Origin of the sequence: Streptomyces sp. NPDC006516 (genome assembly GCF_040611875.1) — a bacterium.
GTDB lineage: Bacteria > Actinomycetota > Actinomycetes > Streptomycetales > Streptomycetaceae > Streptomyces.
Genome location: NZ_JBEXPD010000001.1, coordinates 1,113,677 through 1,136,196, shown reverse-complemented (window position 1 = coordinate 1,136,196; position 22,520 = coordinate 1,113,677). Strand labels below are relative to the sequence as shown.

16 protein-coding genes are annotated in these 22,520 nt (G+C 71.1%); 9 read left to right on the top strand and 7 right to left on the bottom strand.

Annotation, left to right across the window (positions count from 1 at the left end; genetic code table 11):
• The first annotated feature begins 13 nt into the window (after window positions 1-13).
• Window positions 14-295 (top strand): DUF6343 family protein, encoded by a 282-nt coding sequence (locus tag ABZY45_RS04980; protein WP_356736159.1) that lies wholly within the window; start codon window positions 14-16, stop codon window positions 293-295.
• A gap of 23 nt (window positions 296-318) precedes the next feature.
• Here ABZY45_RS04980 and ABZY45_RS04975 read toward each other — a convergent pair whose 3' ends face one another.
• The 4 genes from ABZY45_RS04975 to ABZY45_RS04960 form a co-directional block, all read right to left on the bottom strand.
• Window positions 319-687, bottom strand: coding sequence for a tetratricopeptide repeat protein (locus tag ABZY45_RS04975; protein ID WP_145802325.1), 369 nt, complete (start codon window positions 685-687; stop codon window positions 319-321).
• Window positions 688-838: 151 nt separating this feature from the next.
• Window positions 839-1,441 (bottom strand): dephospho-CoA kinase, encoded by a 603-nt coding sequence (gene coaE / locus ABZY45_RS04970; protein ID WP_356736156.1) that lies wholly within the window; start codon window positions 1,439-1,441, stop codon window positions 839-841.
• A 43-nt stretch (window positions 1,442-1,484) separates the two neighbouring features.
• Window positions 1,485-2,423 carry a PAC2 family protein gene (locus ABZY45_RS04965; RefSeq protein ID WP_356736154.1) on the bottom strand — a complete coding sequence of 313 codons (939 nt, stop codon included), beginning with the start codon at window positions 2,421-2,423 and terminating at the stop codon, window positions 1,485-1,487.
• Between the two features lie 81 nt (window positions 2,424-2,504).
• On the bottom strand, window positions 2,505-4,028 hold the full coding sequence (locus ABZY45_RS04960) for an FAD-dependent oxidoreductase (protein WP_356736601.1): 1,524 nt from the start codon (window positions 4,026-4,028) through the stop codon (window positions 2,505-2,507).
• Between the two features lie 388 nt (window positions 4,029-4,416).
• On the opposite strand from ABZY45_RS04960, the gene ABZY45_RS04955 reads away from it, so the two are divergent.
• Window positions 4,417-5,376: a right-handed parallel beta-helix repeat-containing protein gene (locus tag ABZY45_RS04955; RefSeq protein ID WP_356736152.1), complete on the top strand. Its 960-nt coding sequence runs from the start codon at window positions 4,417-4,419 to the stop codon at window positions 5,374-5,376.
• 98 nt (window positions 5,377-5,474) lie between these two features.
• Here the strand turns inward: ABZY45_RS04955 and rpsA are convergent, their stop codons facing one another.
• The gene (gene rpsA, locus ABZY45_RS04950) at window positions 5,475-6,986 is read right to left on the bottom strand and encodes a 30S ribosomal protein S1 (RefSeq protein WP_014156844.1); all 1,512 of its coding nucleotides are present in this window, start codon (window positions 6,984-6,986) and stop codon (window positions 5,475-5,477) included.
• 399 nt (window positions 6,987-7,385) lie between these two features.
• Between rpsA and ABZY45_RS04945 the strand changes: the two genes are divergently transcribed.
• Window positions 7,386-8,219 (top strand): class I SAM-dependent methyltransferase, encoded by an 834-nt coding sequence (locus ABZY45_RS04945; RefSeq protein WP_356736150.1) that lies wholly within the window; start codon window positions 7,386-7,388, stop codon window positions 8,217-8,219.
• Window positions 8,220-8,276: 57 nt separating this feature from the next.
• On the top strand, window positions 8,277-10,859 hold the full coding sequence (hrpB, locus tag ABZY45_RS04940; protein ID WP_356736148.1) for an ATP-dependent helicase HrpB: 2,583 nt from the start codon (window positions 8,277-8,279) through the stop codon (window positions 10,857-10,859).
• Between the two features lie 184 nt (window positions 10,860-11,043).
• On the opposite strand, the gene ABZY45_RS04935 is transcribed toward hrpB, so the two are convergent.
• A complete protein-coding gene (locus ABZY45_RS04935) occupies window positions 11,044-12,714 on the bottom strand; it encodes a lytic transglycosylase domain-containing protein (RefSeq protein ID WP_356736146.1) in 1,671 nt (556 codons plus the stop codon).
• 186 nt (window positions 12,715-12,900) lie between these two features.
• On the opposite strand from ABZY45_RS04935, the gene ABZY45_RS04930 reads away from it, so the two are divergent.
• Window positions 12,901-13,776 (top strand): DUF4184 family protein, encoded by an 876-nt coding sequence (locus ABZY45_RS04930; RefSeq protein WP_356736144.1) that lies wholly within the window; start codon window positions 12,901-12,903, stop codon window positions 13,774-13,776.
• 21 nt (window positions 13,777-13,797) lie between these two features.
• Here ABZY45_RS04930 and polA read toward each other — a convergent pair whose 3' ends face one another.
• The gene (gene polA, locus ABZY45_RS04925; protein WP_356736142.1) at window positions 13,798-16,509 is read right to left on the bottom strand and encodes a DNA polymerase I; all 2,712 of its coding nucleotides are present in this window, start codon (window positions 16,507-16,509) and stop codon (window positions 13,798-13,800) included.
• Window positions 16,510-16,803: 294 nt separating this feature from the next.
• Between polA and ABZY45_RS04920 the strand changes: the two genes are divergently transcribed.
• The 4 genes from ABZY45_RS04920 (at window position 16,804) to ABZY45_RS04905 (ending at window position 22,518) form a co-directional block, all read left to right on the top strand.
• Entirely contained in the window at window positions 16,804-19,071 is a 2,268-nt protein-coding gene (locus tag ABZY45_RS04920) for an FdhF/YdeP family oxidoreductase (RefSeq protein ID WP_356736140.1), read from the top strand.
• A gap of 123 nt (window positions 19,072-19,194) precedes the next feature.
• A complete protein-coding gene (locus ABZY45_RS04915; RefSeq protein ID WP_356736138.1) occupies window positions 19,195-19,665 on the top strand; it encodes a hotdog fold thioesterase in 471 nt (156 codons plus the stop codon).
• 606 nt (window positions 19,666-20,271) lie between these two features.
• Window positions 20,272-21,480, top strand: a complete 1,209-nt coding sequence (locus ABZY45_RS04910; RefSeq protein WP_356736599.1) for a branched-chain amino acid ABC transporter substrate-binding protein — start codon at window positions 20,272-20,274, stop codon at window positions 21,478-21,480.
• Between the two features lie 108 nt (window positions 21,481-21,588).
• Complete coding sequence (locus ABZY45_RS04905) at window positions 21,589-22,518, top strand: branched-chain amino acid ABC transporter permease (protein ID WP_356736136.1); 930 nt, start codon at window positions 21,589-21,591, stop codon at window positions 22,516-22,518.
• The last annotated feature ends 2 nt before the right edge of the window (window positions 22,519-22,520 follow it).

The window sequence follows — 22,520 nt, the reverse complement described above, 5'->3', positions numbered from 1 at the left end:
GGAGGCGATGGTGATGCGTACCGGAAGTGAACCGTCCACCGCGCGCAGTCCCCTGCGGATGCGACTCTCACTGAGTGTATGGGGCATGCTCTGGGCGGTGTTCGGCCTGACGGCTTTCCTGTGGGCCGGCCGTCCGGGCTGGGCGACGGCCTGCGGGGTGCTGCTGGCGGTCACGGTGACGGACTTCTGCCTCGTCCTCCGCCACATCCGCCAGGGCCCGCACTACCAGCCCGGCAGGGACATCCCCCCGTACGAGCCGGACCGGGGCGGGCAGCCGGGCAGGCGCGACCGCTGAGGCCGCCGCGACGGCCGCCGCCTTCAGGGGCGGTCGTCGAAGCGGGCCGCCCGCAGGTACTCCGGGTTCGGGTCGAGCGCTGCGGCCAGCCGGAAGTGGCGGGTGGCCTGCTCGGGGCGACCGGCGCGCTGGAACGTGCGGGCCAGGGCGAAGTGCGCGAAGGCGTTGTCCGGCTCGCGCTCCAGGACCAGCTCGAATTCGAGCTCGGCCGGGCGCAGTTGGGCGGCGGCGAAGAAGGCGCGGGCCCGCAGCAGGCGGGCAGCGGTGTTCTCCGGGTGTGCGGCGATCACCGAGTCGAGCAGCTTCACCGCACCCCGCGGGTCCCGCGCGGCGAGCAACTGCTCCGCCGCACGGAAGTCGATGACATGCGTTTCCGGGTTCCTCTCGGGCACGGCTCTATCCTTCCCCTCGCCTTCCGCTCTTCAACATCAGGCCGGGTGCCCGTATTCCGCCGGCCGGGGACGGGCGGGGGCAGCCGGCAAAGCCTCCCGGCCGGGAACGGGCCCGGCCGGGGGACGGGATCAGGCCGGGCCGCGAACAGGGTCAGCCGGCCGCCGCGCGTGTGGTGAGCTCCGACCAGAGCTTGTGGACCTGCGGTTCCAGGTTCTCCAGCGGCCCGTCGTTGTCGACGACGAGGTCGGCGACGGCCAGCCGCTCCTCCCGGGTGGCCTGGACCGCCATCCTGGCGCGGGCGTCGGATTCCGTCATGCCGCGCAGCCGGACGAGCCGGTCGAGCTGGGTGCCGGGGCTCGCGTCCACGACGACGACCAGGTCGTAGAGGGGGGCGAGGCCGTTCTCGGTGAGCAGCGGGACGTCGTGGACGACGATCGCGCCGGGTCCGGCCGCCCGCTCCAGCTCGGCGGAACGCGCGCCCACCAGCGGGTGCACGATGCCGTTGAGCGTGGCCAGGCGCGCGGAGTCGGCGAAGACGATCTCGCCGAGCGCCGAGCGGTCCAGGGAACCGTCGGTGTTGAGGATGTCCGGACCGAAGGCCTCGACGACGGCGGTGAGCCCGGGGGTGCCGGGCTCCACGACCTCGCGCGCGATCCGGTCCGCGTCGATCAGTACGGCTCCGTAGCGTGCGAGCAGCCGTGACACTTCGCTCTTGCCGGCGCCGATCCCGCCGGTCAGGCCCACTTTCAGCATGCGCCGAGCCTAGCCTCCGGCCGGGGAGGGGCCGGAGGCACGCTCAGGAGTCGCCCTCGCGTTCCGCGAGGAAGCGTTCGAATTCCCTGCCGATCTCGTCCGCCGACGGCAGGTCGACCGGCTCCGCGACGAGGTTGCCCCGCGTCTCGGACCCCGCGACCGCGTCGTACTGGTGCTCCAGACCTTCGACGAGTGCGACGAGTTCCTCGTCGCCCTGGCCGATCTGACGGTCGATCTCCGTCTGGGTCCGGTGCGCTTCCGTACGCAGGGTGTGCGCGAGGCTCGGCAGGACCAGTCCGGTCGCCGCCGTGACCGCCTCCAGGGCGGTCAGCGCGGCGTCCGGGTAGGCGGAGCGGGCGACGTAGTGCGGCACATGGGCGGCGACACCGAGGACGTCGTGCCCGGCCTCCATCAGCCGGTACTCCACGAGGGCCTCGGCCGAGCCCGGGACCTGCGCCTCGTCAAAGGGGCTGCGGTGGCCGGGCATGAGGTCGGTGCGATTGCCGTGCGGGGTGACGCCGACCGGGCGGGTGTGCGGGACGCCCATCGGGATGCCGTGGAAGTTGACCGAGAGGCGGACACCGAGCCGCTCGACGATCTGCTCCACGGCGGCGGCGAACCTCTCCCACTCCACGTCGGGCTCCGGCCCGGACAGGAGCAGGAAGGGTGCGCCGGTGGCGTCCTGTACGACCCGTACGTCCAGAGTGGGCGCCTCGAACGACGTCCACCGGTCGCGCTTGAAGGTCAGCAACGGGCGGCGCGCCCGGTAGTCGACGAGCCGGTCGTGGTCGAAGCGGGCGACGATCTGGTGCGGCAGCGTCTCGAGCAGGCCGTCGACGATCTGCTCGCCGGTCTCACCCGCGTCGATGTATCCGTCGAAGTGGTAGAGCATGACCAGGCCGGCCGACTCCTGGGCGAGCGCCATGTCGACGACGGCCAGGCCCTTCGGCTCCCATTCGTACAAACTCTGCGGTTCAGGCACGGTTACCGCTCCTCCTCGTGTTCCCCGACAAGAACACCCTGCCCGGCCACGGCATTCCCGACCGCGCCGCTTCACGTCCGGTTACGCGAGGACGCGGCTGTGCAGGGCTGTCACCGCCTTCCGCGCGGAGGTGAAAGCTCCGTGCTGCCAGGCATCGGTGTGGCTGAGGTAGTCACCCGCGAAGTACACATGCCCGGCACCGCTGTTGAGCGGCGCGAAGGCCGCGGCGTCGGGCCCGCCGGACAGGGAGTGCCAGGCGGCCTCCACGTACGGGGTCTGGCGCCAGTGGTGGGAGAAGGACGCGGCGAGTTCCGTGCGGTACTTGGCGCCGTGGATCTTCACGCCCTGGGCCACCGCCCGCGCCTCCCTCTCGCGCGGCGGGAGGACGGCGTACGCGTCGGCGTTGGAGCCGGTGTTGTAGTAGCCGATGAGGGTGCCGCGCTCGCTGAGGTGGCCGTAGGACGGGTACCAGATGTGGGAGAGATCCATGTCCGTCTCGGTGATCCCGCCGAAGATCCGGTGGTCGGTCTCCCACCAGCGGCTGCGGTACTCCAGCGCGATCTTGCCGGCCGACGACGGCCTGCAGGCCTCCAGGGCGCTCTGCACCGCCTGACCGAGGTTGTGCCGGGTCTTGGCCAGGATGTTGGGCGGCAGGGCGGCGATGCAGTAGTCCGCTTCGATACGGCGGGTACGGCCGGACCTCGTGTAGGTGACGGTGACGCCGTGGGCGGTGTCGGTGATGTCGGTGACGGCCGCTCCGGTGAGGACCCTGCGCTCGCCGACCGCGCGGGTGAGGGCCGCGGGTATCCGGTCCATGCCGCCGACGGGCTGGAACATCAGCATGGCCTGGTCGTACTCGAACTCGAAGGAGAAGTAGCGTCCGACGCCGCTCGCGAAGACCTCCGACGCGGTGGGTACGGAGCCGAGCTCCTCGCCCGGGGTGCCCGCGGCGGCGGGGTCGACGCGGTATCCGCGCCGGGAACTGCCGGTGTAGTCGAGCGTGTCGCCGATGTCACCGAAGTCCTTGAGGAATTCCAGCAGCCGCTCCTGGTCCTCGGCGGTGATCTCCCGGTCGAGTGCGCCCTTGTCGCCGGCCTTGGCCAGGAGCTCGGCGACGTAGCCGTACATGTCGGCCTTGGCGGTGCGGTAACGCACCGGGGCCTTCATGCCGGCCTTCTCGTTGAAGAGGTAGGCATTGGCGTTCTCGTTGGTGAACACCTCCACGGGTACGCCGAGTTCACGGCAGTAGTCGAGGGTGACCATCCACTGCGGGATCCGGCCGGGCCCCGCGTTCATGTACTGGCCTTCGCTGAAGCGGGCGGTCTGCTCGTTGCCGTAGGTGTCGGTGGTCGAATCACCGCCCCGGACGGTGAAGTTGCGCCCGCCGGTGCGGCCCCTGGCCTCCAGGACCGTACAGTCGTAGCCCGCCTTGCCCAGTTCGTACGCCGCCGCGAGGCCGGCTATGCCGCCCCCGACGATGACCACCTTCGCCGCGGCTCTTCCCTTCAGCGAGAAGTCGCCCGGGCTCGGCGCCCGGAAGGCGGGTTCCCGGCCGGCGGCCTGGGCGGTGGGGGCGAGGCCGAGTGCGCCCATGGTGGCGAACATCGCGCCCGCGCCACCGGTGATGCCCACACTGCGCAGAAAGCTGCGACGGCTGGCACCTGCCGACGCGGGAGGGGTCTGTGCGACGCGTGAGGCATTCGAGACGTGAGACATTCCCAAGCTCCCCTGCTGATCCTGATGTTGCGCCGGATCCTGACAAGGGCGTGTTACGGGGCGTCAGTAACTCGTGTATCGCACACGTTTCCTCTTCCGCTCCCGGTGGACGACCCGTCGGCCCTGAACTCGAGGACCCGGAGCCCATCGGACCGGCCCATTGGTCCAGACCTTGACATGCCCACTACCCGTCCCTACCGTCACGGGCAGCTTCAGAGCCTCGGTCTGCGTTCACGTACGAGAACTCCTGGAACCCCTCCGACGGGAAGGCACCCCCATGCGCACCCGCACACTGATCCCCGCCCTGATGACGGCCGCGCTCGCCACGGGCTTCCTGCCCGCCGCCACGGCCGGAGCGGCGCAGGCGGCGGTCATCGAGGTCGGAACGGCGGCGCAGCTCAAGGCGGCGCTTTCCGCCGCCGCTCCCGGTGACACGATCCGGCTCGCCGACGGCACGTACACCGGCAACTTCAAGGCGACCGTCCCGGCCACCTCGGCCGCGCGCATCACCCTCACCGGCTCCTCACGGGCGGTCCTGACGGCGGGCGGTGGCTACGGCCTCCACCTGAACGGCGCGGACTACTGGACGGTCCGGGGCGTCACGGTCACCGGCGGCCAGAAGGGGATCGTGACCGACGCGGCGGACGGGGTCGTCATCGACTCGGTGACCGTGCACGACCTCGACATGGAGGGCATCCACTTCCGCGCGTCGAGCCGGGACGGGACGCTCATGAACTCCTGGATCCACGACACGGGGCATGACGGGCGCGGGATGGGTGAGGGCGTCTACGTCGGCTCGGCGGGCAACCTGACCGACCGCAGTGACAGGGCGAAGATCATCGGCAACACCATCGGCCCGGGGGTCGGCGGCGAGAACGTCGACATCAAGGAAGGCACCACCGGAGCGCAGATCATCGGCAACACCTTCGACGGCGGCGGGCTGACCGGCGCCAACTACGACGACTCCTGGGTCGACGTGAAGGGCAACGACGTCCTGGTGGAGAACAACCAGGGCGTGCGTACCACCAACAACGGATACGAGACGCACACGCAGCAGAGCGGCTGGGGCTGCGGCACCGTCTTCCGCGGGAACGCCTCGGACCTGACCGGCGCCACCGGCGGCGGGCAGCTCGCCGTCAACGTCACGAACCGGAGCGCGGACTGCCCCACCACCGTGTACGCGAGCAACACGGTCACCGGCGGAAAGGGCCTGACGAACATCCCCGTCACGCCCTGATCGCCGTCCGGGTACGAGTGAGGCCCGCCCCCCGGAGGGGACGGGCCTCACCTACAGCTCTACAGCTCTACGCCTGATGAGCGGCTGGAAGCCGAGCGTCAGCTCTGGCCGCCCGCCAGCTTCTCGCGCAGGGCAGCCAGGGCCTCGTCCGACGCCAGGGCGCCGGAGTTGTCCGCGGACTCCGAGGAGTACGAACCGCCACCGCTGCCACCGGAGGCAGCCGGGGCAGCGCCGGCCGGGGCGGCAGCACCCTCGGCAGCGGCAGCCTCGTCGGCCTCGCGGGACTTGATGACCTGGGCCTGGTGCTGCTCGAAGCGCTGCTGCGCCTCGGCGTACTGGGTCTCCCAGACCTCGCGCTGCGCCTCGAAGCCCTCGAGCCAGTCGTTGGTCTCGGGGTCGAAGCCCTCGGGGTAGATGTAGTTGCCCTGGTCGTCGTAGGACGCGGCCATGCCGTACAGGGTCGGGTCGAACTCGACCGAAGCCGGGTCGCCACCGAAGGCCTCGTTGGCCTGCTTCAGCGAGAGGCTGATGCGACGGCGCTCGAGGTCGATGTCGATGACCTTGACGAAGATCTCGTCGTTTACCTGGACGACCTGCTCCGGGATCTCCACGTGGCGCTCGGCCAGCTCGGAGATGTGGACCAGACCCTCGATGCCCTCGTCGACGCGCACGAACGCACCGAAGGGAACGAGCTTGGTGACCTTACCGGGAACGACCTGCCCGATCTGGTGCGTGCGGGCGAACTGCTGCCACGGGTCTTCCTGCGTCGCCTTGAGCGACAGGGAGACGCGCTCGCGGTCCATGTCCACGTCGAGGACCTCGACGGTGACTTCCTGGCCGACCTCGACAACCTCGGAGGGGTGGTCGATGTGCTTCCAGGAGAGCTCGGAGACGTGCACGAGACCGTCGACGCCACCCAGGTCCACGAAGGCACCGAAGTTGACGATCGAGGAGACGACGCCGGAGCGGACCTGACCCTTCTGCAGGGTCGTGAGGAACGTCTGGCGCACCTCGGACTGGGTCTGCTCGAGCCAGGCACGGCGGGACAGGACCACGTTGTTGCGGTTCTTGTCCAGCTCGATGATCTTGGCCTCGAGCTCCTTGCCCACGTAGGGCTGGAGGTCGCGGACACGACGCATCTCGACGAGCGACGCCGGGAGGAAGCCACGGAGGCCGATGTCGAGGATGAGACCACCCTTGACGACCTCGATGACGGTACCGGTGACGATGCCGTCTTCTTCCTTGATCTTCTCGATGGTGCCCCAGGCACGCTCGTACTGAGCGCGCTTCTTCGAGAGGATCAGGCGGCCTTCCTTGTCCTCCTTCTGGAGAACCAGGGCCTCGATCTCGTCACCGACCTTGACGACCTCGTTCGGGTCGACGTCGTGCTTGATCGAGAGCTCGCGGCTCGGGATGACACCTTCGGTCTTGTAACCGATGTCGAGGAGAACCTCGTCCCGGTCAACCTTGACGATGACACCGTCAACGATGTCGCCGTCGTTGAAGTACTTGATCGTCTCGTCGATCGCCGCGAGGAACGCGTCCGCGTCGCCGATGTCGTTGACCGCAACCTGCGGAGTGGTGGCGGTGGTCTCGGTGCTGCTCGTCATGTGGGAAAGGGCTCCGGTACGGACAGTGAGTCGTAGGTACTGCTACGCCGAGAACCCGTATCGCCTCTGCAGAAGCCGGACAGCCTGGAAAGCACCGACCCGATGATCCGGAAGGGCGCCTCGACAACCGAGGGGACATGCAACAGACGCGAGCGCGGCCTGCTAGGTCTGAAGCGCGCAGGCTCGCAGCGCAACTTGTAGCATACGGGGGCAGCCGGACAGGGTCAATGCGCGAAGGCGCACACCCGGGGCACAACACCCCATTCCCGGCACAACTCACGTTCACCGAGGCCACATCGGTCACAGCGGTGTGTTGCGCGCACACGAGCGTACTCACCCGTACGGCCCGGGAAGGCACCCGCGCGAGGCGGGTGAAGGCAAACTACAATGACGGGCACGATGAGCCAAGAGATCCACGAGTCCGAGTCCGAACCCGAGGCGACCCGCCGCGAGGCCGACACCGCGGAGAGCAGCCGGGCCAGCCGCGGCTGGTGGGACCGCAACGCCGACGAGTACCAGAACGACCACGGCACGTTCCTCGGGGACGACCGCTTCGTCTGGGGCCCCGAGGGGCTCGACGAGGCCGAGGCCGCCCTGCTGGGCCCCGCAGCCGGCCTGAAGGGCCTGGACGTCCTGGAGATCGGCGCCGGCGCCGCCCAGTGCTCACGCTGGCTCGCCGCGCAGGGCGCCCGCCCGGTGGCCCTGGACCTCTCCCACCGCCAGCTCCAGCACGCGCTGCGCATCGGGGGCGGCGTGCCCCTGGTGGAGGCCGACGCCGGGCGCCTCCCCTTCCAGGACGGCTCCTTCGACCTGGCCTGCTCCGCCTACGGCGCGGTGCCCTTCGTCGCCGACCCCGTCCAGGTCTTCCGCGAGGTGCGCCGGGTGCTGCGGCCGGGGGGCCGCTGGGTCTTCTCGGTGACCCACCCGATCCGCTGGGCCTTCCCCGACGAACCGGGGCCCGAAGGCCTCTCGGTCGCCGCCTCGTACTTCGACCGCGTGCCGTACGTGGAACAGGACGAGTACGGTGACGCCGTGTACGTGGAGCACCACAGGACGCTCGGTGACCGGGTACGGGACGTGGTGGCGGGCGGCTTCCGGCTCGTCGACCTCGTCGAGCCGGAGTGGCCGGACTGGAACGACCAGGAGTGGGGCGGCTGGTCCCCGCTGCGCGGCCATCTCATCCCGGGGACCGCGATCTTCGTCTGCGAGCGGGACGGCGGCGACGGCGCATAGCCACGCGCACGGGCACCGGCCGCCCGCGGTGCGGAGGCGGCGTACGAGACTGGGGGCGTGATCCGTACCGACGCGCTCGACCAGCTGCCCGTCCGCACCGCCGTGCCCGCCCTCGAGCGCGCGCTCGACGCGCGGGGGGCCGCGGTGCTCTGCGCGCCGCCGGGGACCGGCAAGACGACACTCGTACCCCTGGTGCTCGCCGGGCTGACCGGAGGCGGTCCCCTGCGCCGGGTCCTCGTGGCCGAGCCCCGGCGCATCGCCGCGCGGGCCGCCGCGCGGCGGATGGCGTGGCTGCTGGGCGAGGCACCGGGGGGCCGGGTCGGGTTCACGGTGCGCGGCGAGCGTGTCGTGGGCCCCGACACGATGGTGGAGGTCGTGACCACCGGGGTGCTGCTCCAGCGGCTCCAGCGCGACCAGGAGCAGGCCGGTGTCGACGTGGTGGTCATCGACGAGTGCCACGAGCGGCACCTCGACGCGGACACGGCCGCCGCGTTCCTTCTCGACGTACGGGAGACGATCCGGCCCGAGCTGCGCCTGGTCGCGGCATCGGCGACCACCGACGCCGAGGGCTGGGCCCGGCTGCTGGGCGACGCTCCCGTGGTGGAGGCACAGGGCGTCTCGCATCCGGTCGAGGTGGTGTGGGCGCCGCCGGCGGGCCCGGTGAGGCCGCCGCACGGGATGCGGGTGGACCCGGCCCTGCTGACGCATGTGGCCGCCGTGGTGCGCCGGGCGCTCGCCGAGCGGGACGGTGACGTGCTGTGCTTCCTGCCCGGGGTGGGCGAGATCGGTCGGGTGGCGGGGCAGCTCGCGGGCGTGGACGCCGAGGTCCTCCAGGTGCACGGGCGGGCACCGGCGGCCGTGCAGGACGCGGTCCTGGCCGGTTCCTCGAAGGGGCGCCGGGTGGTCCTGGCGACCTCCGTCGCCGAGTCGTCGCTGACGGTGCCCGGCGTACGCGTCGTCGTGGACGCGGGGCTCGCCAGGGAACCGCGGACCGATCACGCGCGGGGGCTGAGCGCGCTGACGACCGTGCGGGCGTCCCGGGCGGCGGGGCGCCAGCGGGCGGGCCGTGCGGGGCGCGAGGCCCCGGGCGCGGTGTACCGCTGCTGGGAGGAGGCCGAGGACGGCCGGCTGGCCGCGTTCCCCTCCCCCGAGATCAAGGTGGCCGACCTGGCCGCGTTCGCGCTGCAGGCGGCCTGCTGGGGCGATCCCGGGGCCACGGGGCTCGCGCTGCTGGACGCGCCGCCCGCCGGGGCCATGGGCGCGGCACGGGAGGTGCTGGAAGCGGTCGGTGCGGTGGACGCGGCGGGCCACGCCACGAGCCGGGGGGTGCGGATGTCCCGCCTCGGCCTGCACCCCCGGCTGGCGCGCGCCCTCCTGGACGGCGCGGAGGAGGTGGGCGGGCGCCGGGCGGCGGAGGTGGTGGCGCTGCTGAGCGAGGAGCCGCCCCGGGAGTACGGGGACGACCTGGCGCACGCCCTGCGCACGGCGCGGCGCGGCGGGGACGGTTACGCGGCGCGGTGGCGGCAGGAGGTGCGGCGCCTCTCGCGGTTCCCCGGCTCCTCGGCGGACACGGCGTCCTCCGCCGCGGGCACGGTTCCCTCCGCCGCGGGCACGGCGTCCGCCTCCGTGGACACGGCTCTCGGGCCGGACGACGCGGCGGTGGGGCTCGTGGCGGCCCTGGCGTTCCCGGAGCGGGTGGCCCGGGCCCGGGGTGAGGGGGCGTTCCTGATGGCGTCCGGCACGGGCGCGGAGCTCGGGGGCGGCTCGCGTCTGCGCAGCGCGCCCTGGCTTGCCGTGGCGGTCGCCGACCGGCCCGCGCACGCCGCGTCGGCCCGGGTGCGGCTCGCGGCGGTCGTCGACGAGGGCACGGCACGGCTGGCGGCCGGGCACCTGCTGTTCTCGGGCGAGGAGGTGCGCTGGGCCGACGGAGACGTGGTGGCCCGCTCCGTGGAACGCCTCGGCGCCGTCGAGCTCTCGGCCCGCGCCTTGCGCGCGCCGGCGCCGGACCTGGTACGCGGGGCGCTCCTGGAGGGACTGCGCCGCGAGGGGACGGGGCTGCTGCGGTGGACCCGGGACGGTGAGCAGCTGCGGCTGCGGCTCGCGTTCCTGCACCGGGTGCGCGGGGAGCCATGGCCCGATGTCTCGGACGTCGCGCTGCTGGCACGGGCCGACGAATGGCTGGAGCCCGAGCTGTCGCGGTCCCGGCGCCGGTCGGACCTGGGCCGGATCGATGCCGCGCAGGCGGTGCGGCGGCTGCTGCCGTGGACGACGGGCGACGCCGCCCGGCTGGACGAGCTGGCCCCGGAGCGGATCGAGGTGCCGAGCGGGTCCAGGGTCCGGCTGGAGTACGGCGGGGAGCAGCCCGTACTGGCGGTGAAGCTCCAGGAGCTCTTCGGGCTGCGCGAGACCCCACGGGTGGCCGGGGTGCCGGTCCTCGTGCACCTGCTGTCGCCCGCAGGACGGCCCGCCGCGGTGACGGCGGACCTGGCGTCGTTCTGGCGGGACGGCTACCGGGACGTACGGGCGGAGCTGCGGGGCCGCTACCCGAAGCACCCGTGGCCCGAGGACCCGGCGACGGTGGAGGCGACCCGCTTCACCTCCGCGCGGCTGCGACGCGACCGGGGCGGCGCGTCCCGGTGAGCCGGCCGGGGCGGCCGTTCCGATCACGCGGCCGGCCGGGCACGTCCCGGTGACACGGCGGGGGCCACCGTCCCGACGGTGAGGGCGCTGGAGCTGCCCTGCGTCGTCCTCGGAACGGTGGCCCCGTCGTCCTTGCGAGGTCTCGCCGTGGTGCCCGGCCCCCGAGGGAGCCGGGCGGTGCACGTCAGGCCTCGGCCGCCTCGACCTTCAGCTCGACGGTCAGCGTGGCACCGCTCGCGGTCGTGAGCCGCAGCGTGAAGGTGCCCTCGGTGTCGTCGGCGAAGATCTCCGGGAGCGTCAGCAGCCCGTCGTCCCCGGTCTTCAGCTGCAGGGTGCGGACGGGTTCGCCGTTCGCGTCCTTGAAGTACGGTCCCTTGTCGTTCTCGGCGGGTGTCTCCGCGTCGGTCATCATCGTCGCGGTGACGGCGGTGTCGGCGACACCCGTGCCCTTGTACGTCGTGCGGACCTCGACCCGGTCGGCGAACTCGGCGCCGGGCGTGGCCGTCAGGACCTTGTCGTCGGTGCGGGTGACCGTGTCCGCGACGCGGGCGACGACCTTCGCCGAGAAGCTGAGGGCGCGCGGCACGGTGGTGCCGGCGACGGCCGTCACCCGGAAGGTGCCCGGCTTCCCACCGGCCGTCAGCACCGGCGCGGTGACGGTGCCTTTCGCGCCGGTCCTCAGCGTGACGGTGCTCTTCCCGCCCGCGAAACGGGTGTCCGTGTCGCCGACGACGGTGAAGGTCACCGACGTCCCGGGGAGTGCGGCGCCCAGCATGTTCCGCGCCCGCACCGTGACGCGCTCGGCGAACGCGTCGCCCGCCGTGGCGCTGAGAATCCCGGTGCCCGCGTTCTCGAGGCTTCCGAACGTCTGGGACGGCGACGGCGTGGGCTTGGTCGTCGGCGGCTTCGGCGTGGCGGGGGGCGTCGGCTTGGGGTCGGGGGCCGGAGTCGGGCTCCCACCGGGGCTGGACGGCGTCGGGTCGGGGCTCGGCGTCGTGGACCCGGGTGAAGGGCTGGGCGAGGGGGAGGTGTTTCCGCTGTCCGTGCCCACCGGGAGGACGCCCGTGCCGTCGGGAACCTCGTGGGTGCCCCGGTTGTAGAAGTCGAACCAGGAGCGGACCGTGCGCAGGTACTCCGTCGAGTGGTTGTAGCTCAGGACCGCCCGGTCCAGGTCCGCGGCGAGTGACAGATCGCGGGTCCCGGCGCAGAGGTAGCGGCCGGCGGCCAGCGCCGCGTCGTAGATGTTGTTCGGGTTCTTGCGTCCGTCGCCGTTGCCGTCCTGGCCCCAGGTGGCCCAGGTGGACGGGATGAACTGCATGGGGCCGACCGCGCGGTCGTGGGTCGCGTCGCCGTCGTACGCCCCGTCGTCGGTGTCCTTGATCAGCGCGAAGCCCTGGCCGTTGAGGGCGGGGCCCAGGATCGGGGAGAACGTGGTGCCGTTCGCGTCGACCTTGCCGCCGCGTGCCTGACCGGACTCGACCTTGCCGATGGCCGCCAGGAGCTGCCAGGGCAGCCGACACGCGGCGTCGGTGCCCGCGACGTCCCGCTCCGCCTTCTTGTAAGCGGCCAGGATCGAGGCGGGTATGCCCGCTTCGGCACTGCCTGTCACGGGCAGATTCACGGACGTACCGGGCTTGTTGGGCGTGGTGAGCGGCGGCAGGTCCGTGTAGTAGGGCGAGTTGCCGGTGGCCGCGCCGTCACCGGCCGGGGCCGCGCCGGCCGCGGTCTGGTCACCGGCACTGTCGGGCTGCGAGACGGCGGGCGCCTGCGAGGCGGACAGGGCCGCCACGGCAGCCGCCGCCACCGCCGTGGTGGTGGCCCCCCTGCGAAGTCTGCGGCCGAATTGCGCTGCCATACGTGTCGGTCCCTCCCCGTCGACGGCTGTTCGCGCTCCCCAGCGCGAGGACTCAGGCGACCCTACGGCAACTCCCGCCGCCCGCACACTGCCCCTTGCCCGCTTCTCACCGATTCTTCAGCTTCTCGCCCCGCAAGTCACCAGGATCTCCCGGCGGATGACACGGGCTCACGCATACTTGCCGCCATGCCGTTCACGCTCAGCCATGCCGCAGCCGTGCTCCCGGGTATCCGCCGGTCCGGCAAGGGCCGCGGTCCGCTCGTCGCATCCGCCCTGGTCGCCGGGTCGTTCGCCCCTGATGTCACCTATTACGCCGATACCGTCATCCCGGGCGGGATGGAGTTCGGGGCGGTGACCCATGCCGTTTGGGGAGTGTTCACCGTCGATCTCCTCATCACCGGGGCCCTGGTGGCACTCTGGCTGATGCTGCGCGAACCGCTGGTCGCTCTGCTGCCCCGGGCGGCGCAGGGCCGCGTCCACACCTTCGTACGGGGGCGGCGCAGGGAGCCCGGTGGCCTCACCCTGTCCGAGGCCGGGTGGTTCGCCCTGTCCGCCGTGATCGGCTCGGGCACCCATGTCGTCTGGGACGCCTTCACCCACCACGACCGGTGGGGCACGGAGCTGCTGCCCGTACTCAACCGGTCCGCCGGCGGATTCCCGGTGTTCCAGCTCGTCCAGTACGGCAGTTCGGCCGTGGCCCTGACGGTCCTGGCGTGGTTCACGTACACCGGGCTGCGGCGTACCGATCCCGCGCCTGCACCGGCGGGCGTCCCGGTGCTCGGCCGGGCGGAACGCCGGTGGGCGGGCGCGTTCCTCGCGCTGTGCGTCCTGCTGGGCGTCGTCCACCGGTGCGCCCGCTGGTACGCCTACTTCGGGGAGCTGGACACGCCCCTCGACATCGTCCCGACCGCGTGCTTCGGCGCCGGGGCGGGCCTGGCGGCGGGTCTGGTGCTCTACGGGGTGTGGATGAGGCTGTGGCGGAAACCGGCGGGCCCCCGTCCGGCGGAGGGACCGGAGGCGGAGGCCGCGCGCAGCCGCCCCGCGGGCCGGGACGCCGGCTGACGGCGTCCCGGGGCCGCGGCATCAGTGCGCGGCCGTCTCCCAGTCCGTGCCGACGCCGACCGAGACGTCCAGCGGCGCACGGAGCTCGACCGCGGTGGACATCTCGCGGCGCAGGATCTCCTCGACCTGCTCCCGCTCACCCTTCGCGATCTCCAGGACGATTTCGTCGTGGACCTGGAGCAGCATGCGCGAGGAGAGCCGCGCCTCCGTCAGCGCCCGGTCCACGTGCAGCATGGCGACCTTCACGATGTCGGCCGCCGTCCCCTGGATCGGGGCGTTGAGCGCCATCCGCTCGGCGGCCTCCCGGCGCTGGCGGTTGTCGCTGTTCAGGTCCGGGAGGTAGCGGCGGCGGCCGAGGATCGTCTCCGTGTACCCGGTGGCCCTGGCCTCCTCCACGACCCGGTGCAGGTAGTCGCGCACCCCGCCGAACCGCAGGAAGTAGGTGTCCATCAGCCCTCGGGCCTCGCCTGCCTCGATGTTCAGTTGCTGGGAGAGGCCGAACGCGGACAGCCCGTAGGCCAGTCCGTAGGACATCGCCTTGATCTTGCGGCGCATCTCCGCGTCCACGGCCGTCTTCTCGACGCCGAACACCTGCGAGGCGACCGTGGTGTGCAGGTCCTCCCCGGAGGTGAACGCCTCGATCAGACCGGCGTCCTCGGAGAGGTGGGCCATCACCCGGAGCTCGATCTGGCTGTAGTCGGCCGTCATCAGCGTCTCGAAGCCCTCGCCGACGACGAAGCCCCGGCGGATCGCCCGCCCCTCGTCCGTACGGACGGGGATGTTCTGCAGGTTGGGGTCGGTGGAGGAGAGCCGGCCCGTCGCCGCGACCGTCTGGTTGAACGTGGTGTGGATACGGCCGTCCGCACCGATCGTCTTGATCAGGCCCTCGACCGTGACCCGCAGCTTCGCCTGTTCCCGGTGGCGCAGCATGATGACCGGCAGCTCGTGCTCGGTCTGCGCGGCGAGCCAGGCCAGCGCGTCCGCGTCGGTGGTCCAGCCCGTCTTCGTCTTCTTCGTCTTCGGCAGGGCCAGCTCGCCGAAGAGGACCTCCTGGAGCTGCTTGGGCGAGCCGAGGTTGAACTCACGGCCCACCGCGGCGTGCGCCTCCTTCACCGCCTGCTGCACCGCACCGGCGAACTGCTGCTCCATGCCCTCCAGATGCGCCCGGTCGGCGGCGATGCCGTGCCGCTCCAGCCGGGCCAGCATGATGGACGTGGGGAGTTCCATGTCGTGCAGCAGCTCGGTGGCGCCGACCTCCTTCAGGCGCGTCGTGAACGCGTCCCCGAGGTCCAGGACGGCGCGGGCCTGCGCCATCAGCGCGTCGGCCTCGGCGCGGTCGTCGGCGCCGAACGCCAGCTGTCCGTCGGTCGAGGCGGCGGGTGCCAGCTCGCGGCCGAGATACTCCACGGCCAGCGCGTCCAGGGCGAAGGAGCGGCGGCCCGGCTTCACGAGATAGGCGGCGAGCGCCGTGTCCATGGTGATGCCCTCCAGCCGCCAGCCCTGCTCGGGGAAGACCCGCAGGGCGTTCTTGGCGTTGTGGAGGACCTTGGGCCGCTCGGGATCCGCGAGCCAGGCGGCGAACGCCCGCTCGTCGGCCTCGTCGAGCTCGGCCGGATCCAGCCAGGCCGCCGAACCGTCCGCGGCGGCGAGCGCGACCTCCGTGACCGAGCCGGTGCCCAGCGACCAGGTGTCGACGCTCATCACACCGAGCGGCTGACCGCCGTGCGCCTCCAGCCACGGCGCGACCTCGCCGTGTCCCAGCACCGCACCGTCCAGCTCGATCCCGGCCGCCGGCTCCGGGGGGCCGGCCTCGGCCGCCCCCGGGTCGACGGCGAGCAGCCGCTCACGCAGGCTCGGGTTGCGGATCTCCAGGATGTCCAGCACACCGGTGACCGCCGTGCGGTCGTACGGAGCGCGCTCGAGGTCGGCCGGGGCCTTCGGCAGCTCCACGTCACGGACCATCTCGGTCAGCACACGGTTCATCTTCACCGCGTCGAGGTGGTCCCGGAAGTTCTGCCCGGCCTTGCCCTTGACCTCGTCGGCCCGCTCGACCAGCTCGGCGAACGAACCGAACTGGTTGATCCACTTCGCCGCCGTCTTCTCACCCACACCGGGGATGCCCGGAAGGTTGTCCGACGGGTCACCGCGCAGCGCCGCGAAGTCCGGATACTGGCCGGGCGTGAGGCCGTACTTCTCCTGGACCTTCTCCGGGGTGAAGCGCGTCAGCTCCGAGACGCCCTTCGTCGGGTAGAGCACCGTGACGTTGTCCGTGATCAGCTGGAACGAATCCCGGTCACCCGTGACGATCAGCACCTCGAAGCCCGCCGCCTCGGCCTGCGTGGCCAGCGTCGCGATGACGTCGTCCGCCTCGAAGCCGTCCACCGCGAACCGGTCCGCGTGCATCGCGTCCAGCAGCTCGCCGATCAGCTCGACCTGCCCCTTGAACTCGTCGGGGGTCTTGGAGCGGTTCGCCTTGTACTCGGGAAACTCCTGCGCACGCCACGTCTTGCGGGACACGTCGAACGCGACCGCGAAATGCGTGGGCGCCTCGTCGCGCAGCGTGTTCGCCAGCATCGACATGAAGCCGTACACAGCATTCGTCGGCTGCCCCGTCGCCGTCGTGAAATTCTCCGCGGGCAGGGCGAAGAACGCCCGGTACGCCAGGGAGTGCCCGTCCATGAGGAGCAGGCGCGGTCGGTTGTCTGCCGTCTTCTTCGATGCCGTCTCAGCCACGCCCCCGATCCTGCCACGGACCGCTGACAATCCGGACCGGCCGCCACCGCACCCGACCCGGCGCCCACCACACCCGCGGGGCCCACACCCCTTCCTCCGGGTTTCCCGCGCCACCTCCCCGCGCGCGTGCATGACAGGATCGAACGACGGTGCGGCGCCGAACGGAGCGGCGTACCGGGGCAGGACCGCCGCGTCGCCGCAAGGACGGCGGGACGGAGAAGGACGGTGCGCGCCGGCAGGAAGCAGCGCGCCACCGACACAGTGAAGGCGCACGAAGGCTCGAAGGGGAGCACCATGGCCACCAAGCCCCCGACCGGTGACCCGGTCCAGGACGCGCCGCGGACCGACGCGGCCCAGCACGCCGCCGCCGGACTGTCCGCCGTCGCCCACACCCTGCGCATCGCCCAGCAGCAGATGGGCGTACGCCGCACCGCGCAGACCCTCCTCAAGGTCAACCAGAAGGACGGCTTCGACTGCCCCGGCTGCGCCTGGCCCGAGGGCGACAAGCGGCACACCGCGGAATTCTGCGAGAACGGCGCCAAGGCCGTCGCCGAGGAGGCGACCCTGCGACGCGTCACCCCCGACTTCTTCGCCGCCCACCCCGTCGCCGATCTGGCCACCCGCAGCGGCTACTGGCTCGGCCAGCAGGGACGCATCACGCAACCCGTGTATCTGCCCGAGGGCGCCGACCGGTACCAGGCCGTGACATGGGAGCGCGCCTTCGAGATCATCGCCGAGGAGCTCACCGCGCTCGCCTCCCCCGACGAGGCCCTCTTCTACACCTCAGGGCGCACCAGCAACGAGGCCGCGTTCCTCCTCCAGCTCTTCGCCCGGGAGTTCGGCACCAACAACCTGCCCGACTGCTCCAACATGTGCCACGAGTCGTCCGGCTCGGCCCTCACCGAGACCATCGGGATCGGCAAGGGCAGCGTCAGCCTCGAAGACCTCCACCAGGCCGACCTGATCATCGTCGCCGGACAGAACCCCGGCACCAACCACCCCCGGATGCTCTCGGCCCTCGAACAGGCCAAGTCCGCCGGAGCGAAGATCATCTCGGTGAACCCGCTGCCCGAGGCCGGCCTCGAACGGTTCAAGAACCCGCAGACCGCCCGGGGCATGCTCAGGGGCGCCGCCCTCACCGACCTCTTCCTCCAGATCCGCATCGGCGGCGACCAGGCGCTCTTCCGGCTGCTCAACAAAATGATCATCGAGGCCGGAGCCGTCGACACCGGCTTCGTCGCCGAGCACACCCACGGGTACGAGGAATTCGCCGAAGCCGCACGCGCCGCCGACTGGGACGAGACCCTCACCGCGACCGGCCTCGACCGCGCCGCCATCGAGGAGGCGCTCGCCATGATCCTCGCCTCGCGACGCACCATCGTCTGCTGGGCCATGGGCCTCACCCAGCACAAGCACTCCGTGCCGACCATCCGCGAAGTCGTCAACCTCCTCCTCCTGCGCGGCAACATCGGCCGCCCCGGCGCCGGCGTCTGCCCCGTCCGCGGCCACTCCAACGTCCAGGGCGACCGCACCATGGGCATCTTCGAACGGCCCGCCCCCGCCTTCCTCGACGCCCTCGACCGGGAATTCGGCATCACCTCGCCCCGCCACCACGGCTACGACGTCGTACGGTCCATCCAGGCACTGCGCGACGGCGAAGCCAAGGTCTTCTTCGCCATGGGCGGCAACTTCGTCGGCGCCACCCCCGACACCGCCGTCACCGAAGCCGCGATGCGCCGCGCCCGGCTCACCGTCCACGTCTCGACCAAACTCAACCGCTCGCACGCCGTCACCGGCACCCGCGCCCTGATCCTGCCCACGCTCGGCCGCACCGACAAGGACGTCCAGGGCGGTCAGAAGCAGTTCGTCACCGTCGAGGACTCCATGGGCATGGTCCACTCCTCACGCGGCAACCTCACCCCCGCGAGCCCCCACCTCATCTCCGAACCCGCGATCGTCGCCCGCATGGCCCGCGCCGTCCTCGGACCCGCCTCCACCACCCCCTGGGAGGAGTTCGAGAAGGACTACGGGACGATCCGCGACCGCATCTCCCGCGTCGTGCCCGGCTTCGAGGACTTCAACGACCGCGTCGCGCGGCCCGGCGGCTTCACCCTCCCCCACGCCCCCCGCGACGAACGACGCTTCCCCACCGCCACCGGCAAGGCCAACTTCACCGCCGCCCCTGTCGAGTACCCCGCCCTCCCCGAAGGCCGGCTGCTGCTCCAGACCATGCGCTCCCACGACCAGTACAACACCACCATCTACGGCCTCGACGACCGCTACCGCGGCATCAAGGGCGGCCGCCGCATCGTCATGGTCAACCCCGAGGACGCCCGGGCCCTCGGCCTCGCCGACGGCGCCTACACCGACCTCGTCAGCGAATGGAAGGACGGCGTCGAACGCCGCGCCCCGGGCTTCCGCGTCGTGCACTACCCCACCGCCCGGGGGTGCGCCGCCGCGTACTACCCGGAGACCAACGTGCTCGTCCCCCTCGACGCCACCGCCGACACCAGCAACACCCCGGCCAGCAAGTCGGTCGTCGTCCGCTTCGAGACCGCCTGAGCCCGCCCGGTCCCGCGTCCGGTCCGCACGGTCCCCACGCAGACCCCTAAGCGTTTGCTCAGCCGTCTGATAAGAACAGTGCACACAGCAACGAACCACCGCACACGATCGGAGCCGGACCCCATGGGCGAGCACACCGCACCCACGTTCCCCCAGGAGATCATCGACGAGTACGCCGCACTCGGCGTCGACCTCCCGGCACTCTTCTCCGCCGGGCACCTCGGCGAGCGCATGGGCGTCAGGATCGTCGAGGCCTCCGCCGACCGCGTCGTGGGCACCATGCCGGTCGAGGGCAACACCCAGCCCTACGGACTGCTCCACGGCGGCGCCTCCGCCGTCCTCGCCGAGACCCTCGGCTCCGTCGGCAGCATGCTCCACGGCGGCGCCACCAAGATCGCCGTGGGCGTCGACCTGAACTGCACCCACCACCGGGGCGCCCGCAACGGACTCGTCACCGGCGTCGCCACCCCCGTCCACCGGGGCCGCTCCACCGCCACGTACGAGATCGTCATCACCGACGAGCACGACAAGCGGGTCTGCACCGCCCGCCTCACCTGCCTGCTGCGCGACGCACCTCGCCCCGCCACGGACTGACACCGCACGCCCAACACCCCTCTGCCCGGCCGGAATGCACACCGCATACCGGACCGGGCAGACCCATATCCGGAAGATTTCCGGGAAGTTGCCGAACACGCACGGTCAACACCCCTGCCCGGCAGAGCTGTTCCTTGACCCACTTCAACAGCTACGCCGCACGCGCCGCATGTCAAACACATCCCGCGGATGTAACACTGCGTAACATGTGTGCAATACACGTAAAAGCCCGCCCGCCACACCCCGACCCACCCCGCGACCGCCCGCCGCGCCCCTTCCGCCCCGATTCGCGCGACAGCACCAAGATCGCCCCAAGCCCCTTAGCAGAGCTGCGCGTTCTCACCATGCGGTCACTTCTCCCCCGGACGAAAAGCCGTACATGTCCACACAGTGACCACGAAGCCTTCCCCACGGCATAACAAGACAGTCACATCATCAGCCGACCCGTCCCGCACCCCCTCACCTGCCCTTAGAGTCACGGCCAGTCACCGCGCCGCCGGGCGCGTCCACTGCACGGCCCTCAGACCAGTACGGCCCGGCGAACGTCACGGCACCTCAGCAGAGGAGGCCGCGCCAGGGAAAGGACCTTTCGTGCGACACCGTTCTTTGCTCATCCTCACCACAGTGCTCACCACAGGCGCACTCACGCTCACCGCCTGCGGCTCGCGCGACGACGACTCCAAGGGCAGCGGCAGTGGCGACACCCAGACCGTCGTCATCGGTGTCGACGCACCCCTGACCGGCGACCTCTCCGCCCTCGGCCTCGGCATCAAGAACTCCGCCGACCTCGCCGTCAAGACCGCCAACAAGGACAAGACCGTCCCCGGCATCAAATTCGAACTCCAGGCGCTCGACGACCAGGCCCAGCCCTCCGTCGGCCAGCAGAACGCCCAGAAGTTCATCGGCAACAAGGACCTCCTCGGCGTCGTCGGCCCGCTGAACTCCGGCGTCGCCCAGTCGATGCAGAAGCCCTTCACCGACGCCAAGCTCACCCAGGTCTCCCCCGCCAACACCGGCACCGAGCTGACCCAGGGCAACAACTGGAAGACCGGCGACAAGAAGCGCCCCTACGCGGCCTACTTCCGCACCGCCACCACCGACGCCATCCAGGGCGCCTTCGCCGCGAACTACCTCTTCAAGACCGCCAAGGTCAAGGACGTCTACCTCATCGACGACCAGAAGCCCTACGGCGCCGGCCTCGCCGCCTCCTTCAAGACCACCTTCACCGAGCTCGGCGGAAAGATCGTCGGAACCGACCACATCAACCCCGACGACCGCGACTTCAACTCCGTCGTCACCAAGGTCAAGAGCTCCGGCGCCAAGGCCGTCTACTACGGCGGCGAGTACCCCGCCGGCGCACCCCTGAGCCAGCAGCTCAAGGATAGCGTCAAGATCCCCCTCATGGGCGGCGACGGCATGTACAGCGCCGACTTCATCAAGCTCAACAAGAAGGCCGAAGGCGACATCGCCACCTCCGTCGGCAAGCCCGTCGAAGAGCTCGACTCCGCGAAGAAGTTCATCGCCGACTACAAGACCGCCGGCTACAAGGACGCCTACGAGGCCTACGGCGGCGGCACCTACGACGCCACCTGGGCGATCATCGAGGCCGTCAAGGCAGTCGTCGCCGAGAACGACGGCAAGCTCCCCGACGACGCCCGCGCCAAGGTCCTCGACGCCATGGCCAAGGTCAGCTTCGAAGGCGTCACCGGCCCCGTCGCCTTCGACGAGTACGGCGACACCACCAACACCCTCATGACCGCCTACCAGGTCACCGGCGGCAAGTGGGTCTCCAAGCTCAGCGAGGCCGTCAAGTAGGTCCGCAAGGACCCACCACAGCCACAGCGCACGCAAACCACCCGCGCGGGAGCGCTACGAGCGCTCCCGCGCGGTGCCATATCCGAACCACTCCACGGAGGCCCTGCGGTGAACGAACTGCCGCAACAGCTGGCCAATGGACTCATCCTCGGCGCGATGTACGGTCTCATCGCGATCGGCTACACGATGGTCTACGGAATCATCCAGCTCATCAACTTCGCACACGGCGAGATCTTCATGATCGGGGGCTTCGGAGCCCTCACGGTCTACCTCGGGCTTCCGTCCGGACTCTCCCTGCTCGCTGCGATACCCCTCATGATCGCCGGCGGAGTCATCTGCTCCGTCGCCGTCAGCGTCGCCGCCGAACGCTTCGCCTACCGGCCCCTGCGCACGGCACCACGCCTAGCCCCCCTCATCACCGCCATCGGCCTCTCCCTCGCACTCCAGCAGGCCGTATGGATGTGGTACCCCGACGCCACCAAGGACCGCTCCTTCCCCCAGTTCAAGGGCGAAGCGATCGACATCTTCGGCGCCCACATCCAGCGCGGCGACCTCTTCGTCCTCATCGCCGCCCCCGTCTGCATGCTCGCCCTCGGCCTCTTCGTCTCCAAGACACGAGCCGGCCGCGGCATGCAGGCCACCTCGCAGGACCCCGACACCGCCAAGCTCATGGGCATCAACACCGACCGCATCATCGTCATGGCCTTCGCCATCGGTGCCGCGTTCGCCGCCGTCGCCGCCGTCGCCTACGGGCTCAAGAACGGCCAGATCGGCTTCCGCATGGGCTTCATCATGGGCCTCAAAGCCTTCACCGCCGCCGTACTCGGCGGCATCGGCAACATCTACGGCGCCATGCTCGGCGGAGTCGTCCTCGGCGTCGCCGAAGCCCTCGCCACCGGCTACATGAGCGAAGTACCCGGCATGGAACTCTTCGGAGGCGGCGCCTGGAAGGACGTCTGGGCCTTCGTACTCCTCATCCTCGTCCTCCTCATACGCCCGCAAGGCCTGCTGGGCGAACGCGTCGCGGACAGGGCGTGATA